Below are 8,374 nucleotides of genomic sequence, written 5' to 3' on the forward strand. Positions count from 1 at the left end.
CCGTCGCGTTGACACACACCGATGCCCGTTGCTCTCATTGACCGGTGTTCGCGCAGACGGTCCAGGCCCACGTTCCCGTCGCGTTCGCCGGGCCGGGCGCCGGCGTCGCGCCCCTGACCTGGGGGCAGAAGGCGATCATGCAGGACATGCGGGAGACCGGCTGGACGCACAACGTCAGCGGCGCCCACCCGGTGCCGCCGGGCGTCACGGTCGAGCAGGTGGCGGCCGAGTTCGCCGCGCTGATGGCCCGGCACCCGGCGCTGCGGATGCGGCTGGGCGAGGGCGACGGCGGTCCGTGCCAGGTCGTGTCGGCCACCGGCGAGACGGTCCTGGACGTGGTGGACGTGCCCGACGACGCCGACCCGGCCGACGTGGCCACGTTCGCCTACGACCTGGGCCACGCCCGCCTGCTGAGCCACTACGACCTCTACCGCGACTGGTCGGTGAAGATGGCGGTGATCCGGCACCGGGGCGTCCTGGTGCACCGGGTGCTCACGATCGACCACCTCGTGGTCGACGGCACCGCCACGTCGCTGCTCCTGGCCGATCTGGGCCTCGCCGGCCGCCCGGTCCGCCGGGTCGCCGACCCGCGTACCGTGCAGATCCTCGACCTGGGCCGGCGGGAGGAGACGCCGCCGCTGCGCCGGGTCAGCGACCGGGCCGTGCGGCACTGGGCGGAGCACCTGCGGGACATCCCGCCGCTGACGTTCGGCGAGCCGGCCGCCGGTGGGCGCCGGGGGCACCGGTACTGGCACGGCCGGTTCAGCTCACCGGCGGCGTACCTGGCGGTGCGGGCCATCGCGGCGCGGACCCGCACCGACACCTCGCGCGTGCTGCTGGCGGTCATCGCGGTCGCGATCGGCCGGGCCACCGGCGTCAGTCCGCTCACCGCCAAGCTCATCGTCGGCAACCGGTTCCGGCCGGGTTTCGCCGAGGCCATCGCCCCGCTGAGCCAGAACGGCGTGCTGCGCGTCGACACCGCCGACACCACTGTGGACGAGGTGGTGGCGCGTGCCCGCCGGGCCGCGGTGTCGGCCGGGAAGTACGCCTACTACGACCCGGCGCAGCTCGCGGAGGTGTCCGACCGGCTGGACACCGAACGCGGATACCCGGCCCGGATCAGCTGCCGGATCAACGACCGGCGGGTGACCACGCGGCAGGCGGCCGACGTCGGGCTGCACGACGACCCGGTGACCGCCGAGCGGATCCGCCGCCGCGCCGACGAGACGTTCCTGGTCTGGGACGGCCCGCTGGACCACCTGCCCGAGCAGGTGTTCATCACCGTCGAGGACCAGCCGGAGACGGTCTACCTCCAGGTCATCTTCGACTTCGGCTGCTTCACCGAGGAACAGGCGGAACGGTTGCTGCGCGGCGTGGAGGAGGTGGCGGTGGAGGCGGCCCTCGACCCCGCCGCCCCGACCCGGGTGATCCCGGGATCGGCGGGCGGCTGACCGGTCACAGCGCCGGTCACGCGTCCCAGGTCACCGGCAGCGACTCCAGGCTGCGCACCACCAGACCAGGCCGGAACCGCAGCTGCGACTCGTCGACCGCGAGCCGCAGCCCGGGCAGCCGGCGCAGCAGGCCGCCGAGCGCCTCCTGCAGCTCCATCCGGGCCAGCGCCGCGCCGAGGCAGTGGTGCGGGCCGGCGCCGAAGGCCAGGTGCGGGTTGTGCGCGCGGGTCAGGTCGAGCGTGTCCGCGCCCGGGAACACGGTGGCGTCCCGGTTCGCCGACGCGATCGCCGGCAGCACCGCGGCGCCGGCCGGCAGGCGTACGCCACCCAGCTCCACCTCCTCGGTCGTGACGCGGGGCAGCAGCACCCCGTTGTCGCCGAGCTGGATGAAGCGGGACAGCTCCTCGACCGCCCGGGCCACCGCGACCGGGTCGTCGCCGCGCAGCGCGGCCAGTTGCTCGGGGTGGCGGGCCAGTACGAGCAGGAACAGGTTGAGCTGGTTGGTGGTGGTCTCGTGCCCGCCGACGAAGATGCCGGCGGTGACCGAGACCAGCTCCCGCTCGGTGAGGTCGTCGTGCTCGTCCCAGACCGCGATGAGCGCGCTCATCAGGTCGTCGCCGGGCTCGCGGCGGCGCTGCTCGATCAGCTCGCGGAACGCCTCCAGCGCGGCCCGGGGCGCCTCCGGGTCGGCGTCCCAGTCGCCGACGAGCGCGTCCGACCACTGACGTACGCGCTCCCGGTCCCGCTCGGGGATGCCGAACAGCGTGCTGATCACGGAGATCGGCAGCGGGCCGGAGACGTGCGTGATCAGGTCGGCGGGCGGACCCGCGGCCACCAGGTCGTCGATCATGGCGTCGACGAGCGCCGCGACCCTGGGGCGCAGCTCCTCCACCCGGCGGACGGTGAACGCGTGCGACACGGCCCGGCGCATCGTGGTGTGCCGGGGCGGGTCCATCCCGATCAGCGAGTCCTCGGCGAGCGAGCCCAGCTCCCGGGTCGGGCGGTTCGGGCCGGCCGCGGCGGCCCGGCTGAACCGCTGGTCGGTGAAGACGCGGCGCACGTCGGCGTGCCGGGTGGCCAGGTACGCGCACGCCCCGTCGGGCAGCTCGACCCGGGCCACCGGGCACGTCTCGCGCATCCGGGTGTAGTCCGGCGACGGGTGGTAGATCGTCGGAGCCGGCGCGAGCGGGTAGGGGATGGCCGGCGGGTCCTGCGTCATCTGCGACTCCTCAGATCGGGCCGCCCCGGGCCAGGGCGGCGAGCGTCGGCACCAGGTCGGCGGGGGCGGGCATGGCGTGGACCCGGTCGCGCATCAGCGCCGCCGCGCGCCGCCACGGGCCGTCGGCGATCAGCTCGCGGACGAGGTCCCGCACCGCGGCGGCGGTGGCCTGCTCGCGGGTCAGCCAGGCGCCCGCGCCGGTGGCCGCCAGCCGTTCACCGTTGAAGTGCTGGTCGCTGACCTGCGGCAGGACGAGCTGCGGCACGCCGTACGCGAGCGCGGTCATGGTGGTGCCGGCCCCGCCCTGCTGCACCAGCGCGGCGCAGGTCGGCAGCACCAGCCGCATCGCCAGCGGCCCGTCGGCCAGGCGGACCCCGGCCGGCACCGGCCCCAGCGCCTCGCGCTGGCGCGGCTCGACCACGACGACGACCTCCACGTCCGGCCCGGCCACCGCGTGGATCACCCCGGCCAGGTCGAGCCGGTCGTCCAGGCCCGCGCCGGCCATCATGGTGCCCGCCGTGACGCACACCCGGGGCCGGTCCGCCGGGCGGCGCAGCCAGGGCGGCAGCACGGCCGGGCCGTTGTACGGCACGAACCGCACCGGGCGGCCGGGGCGCCGCGTCGGCACCTGCATCGGCGGCGGCTCTCTCCTCAGCGTGAGCACTCCGTCCAACGCCACCTCGACGCGGGCACGATTTAATACTCAAATAGATGCAAGGTATTCGAACTACGCGCGTCGGGAGCTGCCCGACCACCGACTCCGGGTCGAAGGCGCAGCGTGGTTCGAGGAGTCCCGGCCCCCCACAGGTTCCAGCCCCCGGGTACGCCGAGCGCGGCGGCGGCCACCGGCGCGGCCAGGTTGAACGGCTCCCAGAGGATCAGGTCCGGCCGCCAGGACCGGCCGAAGGAGACCAGCTCGTCGAGCACGGCGTCGGCGAAGCGGACCACCCCGCCGTCGGCGGTGATCGCCGGCTCCAGGGCGTCCGCCGTGGCGGGCCCGTCGAGCGGCGCCACCGCGCCGATCCGGCCGGCGAACGCGGCGGCGAAGTCGACGTCGGCGCCCAGCGGCACGGCGGCGAGCCCGGCCGAGCTGATCGCGCTGACCATCGAGGGGTGGCTGGCCACCCGCACCTCGTGGCCGGCGGCCTGGAGCGCCCAGCCGAGCGGGACCAGGCTGTAGAAATGCGACCGCCAGCCCCATGTCGACATCAGAATTCGCAGAGCCGCAGTCAAATCCCACCAATCCGCGCGTGAAACGGCAGTCCTGGCCAACCGATGCTAGGTGATGGAAGCGGTACGCGGAAGGTCGCGGACGACCGCAATGGATATTGACGCCGGGCTAACCGATGCGGGAGTCTTAGCCGATGCCCGAGGTGGACCGCGATCGGCAGGCGGTGGTGCGTTGAGCGTCAATTCCGGGTTGCGTTCCTATCCGTTCGAGCCATTCACCGGCGATCTTCCGGCCGAGCTGCTGGAGATGGTCGTGACCGAGCCGGTCAGCCGGGTGCGGCTGCCCGACGGGCGGGCCGCCTGGCTGGTGCTCGGCTACGAGCAGTGCTGCACCGTGCTGGCCGACCCCCGTTTCTCCCGGCTTCCGCTCGGCGCCACCGCGACGCCGGACGGCGGCGGTCCCCGCGAGTTGAACATGGACGGTCCGCCGCACGCGGCGGTGCGCCGGGTGGCCGCGCGCGCGTTCACCGCCCGCCGCATCGAGACGTTCCGTCCCCGGGTGCAGCGGCTGGTGGACGAGCTGGTCGAGGCGATGCTCGCCGGCCCGCGCCCGGCCGACGTGGTGGCCGGGCTGGTCGCGCCGCTGCCGGTGTTCGTGGTGTGCGACGTGCTCGGCGTGCCGGCCGCCGACCGTCCCCGCTTCTACGCCTGGATCGAGGGGCTGAACTCGGTCACCGCGTACGGCTCGGCCGACGCCGCGACCGCGCAGGCCCAGCTGCGGGACTACCTGGCCGGTCAGCTCGCGCGCAAGCGGGCCGAGCCCGGCGACGACCTGCTCTCGGCCTGGGTCCGCGGCACGCACGAGCTGGCCGACGCCGAGCTGGTCGAGCTGGCCATGGGGGTGCTGCTCGGCGGGCTGGAGATCAACTCGACGAGCGCCGGCCTGCTCGCGCTGTTCCGGCACCCGGAGCAGCTGGCCAAGCTGCGCGCGGCGCCGGAGAAGCTCTCCGCGGCCACCGACGAGATCCTGCGCTACACGTCGGTGAGCGCCATGTTCCGGGTGCAGGTGGTCCGGGAGGACCTGGTCCTCGGCGGCGTCGGCATGCGCGCCGGGGACTGCGTGATGGCGGTCCCGTGGGCCGGCAACCGCGACCCCCGGTTCTTTCCCGAGCCGAACGTCTTCGACATCGACCGCAGGCCCGACGCCCCGCATTTGACCTTCGGCTTCGGGCCGCACTTCTGCCTCGGTACGGCGCTGGGCCGGATGCAGGTGGAGCTGTCGCTGGGCGCGCTGCTGACCCGGATGCCGGCGCTCGCGCCGGCGGTGCCGCCGGCCGAGATCCCGTGGCGGCACGACCGGATGAACGGCGGCATCGCCTCGTTCCCGGTGACCTGGTGAGCGGCGGTCAGTAGCTCTCCACCGCGTTGACCCGGCCCGGCCAGTAGCGCTCGCCGGGCGCGGGCGCGTAGTGCTCCCAGCGCGGCGGGTTCCCGGTCGGGTGGTCGCCGAGCACGGTGATCCGCTGCCCGCGGCGCAGTCCCTCGTAGTCGTTCACCGCGTAGTGCTGGGTGACCCGGTTGTCCCAGACCGCGACGTCCCCGGCCCGCCAGCGGTAGCGGCAGGTGAACTGGGGACTCTCGGAGAAGGCGAACAGGTGCTCCAGCAGCGCGTCGCTCTCGTTGCGGGTCAGCTGCGGGATGTGCGAGGTGAACAGCCGGTTGACGTACAGCGAGCGGCGTCCGGTCTCCGGGTGCACCCGGACCACCGGGTGTTCGGCCCGGCTGGTGAACTCGGTGCCGATCCGGATGACGTGGATGGCGGTCAGCCCGTCGACCAGGTCACGCATCGGCGCGGAGAGCGCCTCGTAGACCCGGCACTGGTTGGTCCACATGGTGTCGCCGCCGACCTCGGGCAGCTGGACCAGGTGCAGGATCGAGGCGATCGGCGGGCTCTGGTGGAACGTCATGTCGGTGTGCCAGACGTCGACCTTGCCGCCGTCGGCGGAGTCGATGACGACGATCTCCGGGTGCCCGTCCAGCCGTGGCAGATAGGGGTGCAGCTCGACCTCGCCGAAGCGGCGGCCGAACGCCACGTGTGCGGCCGGCGTCAGCCCGGTCTGGCCGGCGAGGAAGACCACCTGGTGCTTGAGCAGCAGGTCGTGGATCAGCGCGAAGCCCTCGTCGGTGAGCGTGTTGAGGTCGATGCCGTGGACCTCGGCGCCCAGCGCGCCGGAGACGAGCCGGACCTCGGCCGCGATGGATGTGGTCATCGATGATCCCTCCGGTCTGCGCGCCACGGCTGGTCCGCGAATTGTTCCACGTCAGTGAATGTCCTCACCAGCCGTCGTCGTTGACTCACCCGGCGTACGCCTGGAACCATTCGGTGCCGGCGGGGGCGGCGAGGCCGGCCCGCGACGTGGAGGAGGCGCGGGTGGCGATCGATGCCCCGATCGAGGGTGACGCGGCGGAGCGGCTCGACCGGCTCACCGACCTGGCCACCCCGTTCGCGGTCCGTACGGCGGTGACCCTGCGCGTGCCGGACCTGATCGCCGACGGTGTCACCGGCCTGGCCGAGCTGGCCGGCGCCGCCGGGGCCGACGCCGCCGCGCTGGGCCGCCTGCTGCGCTACCTCGCGCACCGGGGCGTGTTCGTCGAGGTGTCGCCGGACGTCTTCGGCCTGACCGACGTCGGCGAGCTGCTCTGCGACCGCGAGGGCGGTGGCCTCGGCGCCTATCTGGACCTCGGCGGCCTCGGCGCGCGGATGGACCTGGCCTGGGCCGGTCTGCCGCACGCGATCCGCACCGGCGGGCCCGGCTACCGCGAGGTGCACGGGCGGGACTTCTGGGCCGACCTGGACGCGCACCCGGACCACCGGGCCTACTTCGACGCGCTGATGCTCAGCCAGCAGCGGTTCACCGCGCCGGAGGTCGCGGCGCTCTACCCCTGGCGCGAGGCGGGCCACGTGGTCGACGTGGCCGGGGGCGCGGGCGGGCTGCTGCGGGAGGTGCTGGGCGCCCATCCGCACCTGCGGGGCACGCTCGTCGACCGCCCCGAGCCGGTGGCCACCGCCGCCGCGACGTTCGCCGAGTGCGGCCTCGCCGACCGGGTCGAGACCGTGGTCGGGGACTTCTTCGCCCCGCTGCCGCCCGGCGCCGACGTGTACGTGGTCTCGCGCGCGCTCACCGACTGGAGCGACGCCCACGCCACGGCGATCCTGCGGCGCTGCGCCGAGGCGGCCGGAGCGGCCGGCCGGGTGCTCGTCATCGAGGTGCTGCCGACGGTGCCGCATGTGCCGCACCTGTCCGCGTACGACCTGCGGATGCTGGTGCTCGTCGGCGGCCGGGAACGCGGGTTGCCCGAGTTCGCCGCGCTGGCCGCCGCCGCGGGCCTGTCGCCCCGGCGCACGTACCACGGCGCCGACGGGCTCACGCTCATGGAGTTCGCCGCCGGCGCCTGAGGGCGCGTCGCACCTGTCCGGTGCCGTCCCGTGCGCCCGATCATTGACGTATATGCATCGACATGGCGGCCCTGGGTGGAAGGGCGGTTTTCTCTGGGCATCGGTCAATGTGCTGAGAAATGCGGTCACGACATTTGCCGCCACCCATATCCGCTCGCATTTATCAATGGTTGTTCGCGGGGAGGGCGGCCGGTAACGTCTCGCGTGGCGACTAGCCGATCCCTCGCGAAAGGGTCGACGCGTCATGACGGTTGCTGGCTCCACGCGATATCCGCCCTTCATCGACGACCTCGCCCGCAGCGAATCGGGACGGCTGCTGCGCGCCGAACTCGGACGGCGGTGGCCCGAGACACCCGACCAGCTCGACGCGATAGTGCGCTACGCGCTGCTGCCGGCGGGCAAGATGCTGCGCCCGATGATGACGCTGCACGCGGCCGAGGCGGTCGGCGGATCTCCCCGCGACGCGCTCGCCGCCGCGCTCGCCACCGAGTACCTGCACGTCGCGACGCTCGTGCACGACGACATCATCGACGCCGACACGCTGCGCCGCGGCCGCCCCGCGGTCCCGGTGGCGTACGGCATCCCCGGCGCCATCGTGGCCGGCGACCACCTGATCTTCCACGCCTTCCGGGCCGTCGTGGAGGGCGGTCCGGACACCCCCGCCGGCCCGGTCGTCGCCGCGGTGGCCGCGCTGGCCGAGGCGGGACAGGACCTGTGCCGGGGGCAGGCGCTGGAGGCGCGGCTCGTCGGCGACCTGGACGCGGGCGCCCGCTGGTATCCGGAGATGATCCGGCTCAAGACCGGCGCGCTGTTCCGCGCCGTGTGCGAGATCGGCGCGCTGCTCGGCGGCGCGGACCAGCCGGTTGCCGCCGCGCTGGCCCGGTACGGCGAGCACCTCGGGATGGCCTTCCAGATCCGCGACGACCTGCTGTCCTATCTGGCCACCCCGGAACAGACCGGCAAACCGGCGTCCAGCGACCTCAACAACGGCCGCCCCACCCTGCCGCTGCTGCTGGCGTACGACGCGGTCACCGACGCGACCCGGGTGGAGCTGCTGGCGGTGCTGCACCGGCGCGG

At 73.9% G+C, this 8,374-nt stretch carries 8 protein-coding genes; 4 read left to right on the forward strand and 4 right to left on the reverse strand.

The window, feature by feature from the left end; translation table 11 throughout:
* The first annotated feature begins 44 nt into the window (after positions 1-44).
* Positions 45-1,451, forward strand: a complete 1,407-nt coding sequence (locus MCBG_RS01380; protein ID WP_043323258.1) for a condensation domain-containing protein — start codon at positions 45-47, stop codon at positions 1,449-1,451.
* A gap of 16 nt (positions 1,452-1,467) precedes the next feature.
* On the opposite strand, the gene MCBG_RS01385 is transcribed toward MCBG_RS01380, so the two are convergent.
* The 3 genes from MCBG_RS01385 to MCBG_RS32830 are packed head-to-tail and all read right to left on the reverse strand — an operon-like array spanning position 1,468 to position 3,879.
* A complete protein-coding gene (locus MCBG_RS01385; protein WP_043323260.1) occupies positions 1,468-2,670 on the reverse strand; it encodes a cytochrome P450 in 1,203 nt (400 codons plus the stop codon).
* Positions 2,671-2,680: 10 nt separating this feature from the next.
* Positions 2,681-3,349 (reverse strand): nucleotide disphospho-sugar-binding domain-containing protein, encoded by a 669-nt coding sequence (locus tag MCBG_RS32825; RefSeq protein WP_369799243.1) that lies wholly within the window; start codon positions 3,347-3,349, stop codon positions 2,681-2,683.
* Between the two features lie 17 nt (positions 3,350-3,366).
* Positions 3,367-3,879, reverse strand: a complete 513-nt coding sequence (locus MCBG_RS32830) for a glycosyltransferase family protein (protein ID WP_198033262.1) — start codon at positions 3,877-3,879, stop codon at positions 3,367-3,369.
* Between the two features lie 193 nt (positions 3,880-4,072).
* On the opposite strand from MCBG_RS32830, the gene MCBG_RS01395 reads away from it, so the two are divergent.
* Positions 4,073-5,239, forward strand: coding sequence for a cytochrome P450 (locus MCBG_RS01395; RefSeq protein WP_064445596.1), 1,167 nt, complete (start codon positions 4,073-4,075; stop codon positions 5,237-5,239).
* Positions 5,240-5,246: 7 nt separating this feature from the next.
* On the opposite strand, the gene MCBG_RS01400 is transcribed toward MCBG_RS01395, so the two are convergent.
* Positions 5,247-6,110, reverse strand: coding sequence for a TauD/TfdA dioxygenase family protein (locus tag MCBG_RS01400; RefSeq protein ID WP_043323264.1), 864 nt, complete (start codon positions 6,108-6,110; stop codon positions 5,247-5,249).
* Positions 6,111-6,271: 161 nt separating this feature from the next.
* On the opposite strand from MCBG_RS01400, the gene MCBG_RS01405 reads away from it, so the two are divergent.
* Both MCBG_RS01405 and MCBG_RS01410 read left to right on the forward strand, forming a co-directional pair.
* Positions 6,272-7,297 (forward strand): methyltransferase, encoded by a 1,026-nt coding sequence (locus MCBG_RS01405; RefSeq protein ID WP_043330014.1) that lies wholly within the window; start codon positions 6,272-6,274, stop codon positions 7,295-7,297.
* Positions 7,298-7,541: 244 nt separating this feature from the next.
* On the forward strand, positions 7,542-8,374 hold an 833-nt coding region (locus MCBG_RS01410), incomplete at its 3' end, for a polyprenyl synthetase family protein (RefSeq protein ID WP_043330015.1).

The organism is Micromonospora sp. M42, assembly GCF_000568915.1.
Classification (GTDB): Bacteria; Actinomycetota; Actinomycetes; order Mycobacteriales; family Micromonosporaceae; genus Micromonospora; species Micromonospora chalcea.

Coding starts and splice junctions, on each gene's coding strand:
- MCBG_RS32830 (WP_198033262.1), bottom strand. CDS start 3,879: ATGTCGACATGGGGCTGGCGGTCGCATTTCTACAGCCTGGTCCCGCTC.
- MCBG_RS01385 (WP_043323260.1), bottom strand. CDS start 2,670: ATGACGCAGGACCCGCCGGCCATCCCCTACCCGCTCGCGCCGGCTCCG.
- MCBG_RS01400 (WP_043323264.1), bottom strand. CDS start 6,110: ATGACCACATCCATCGCGGCCGAGGTCCGGCTCGTCTCCGGCGCGCTG.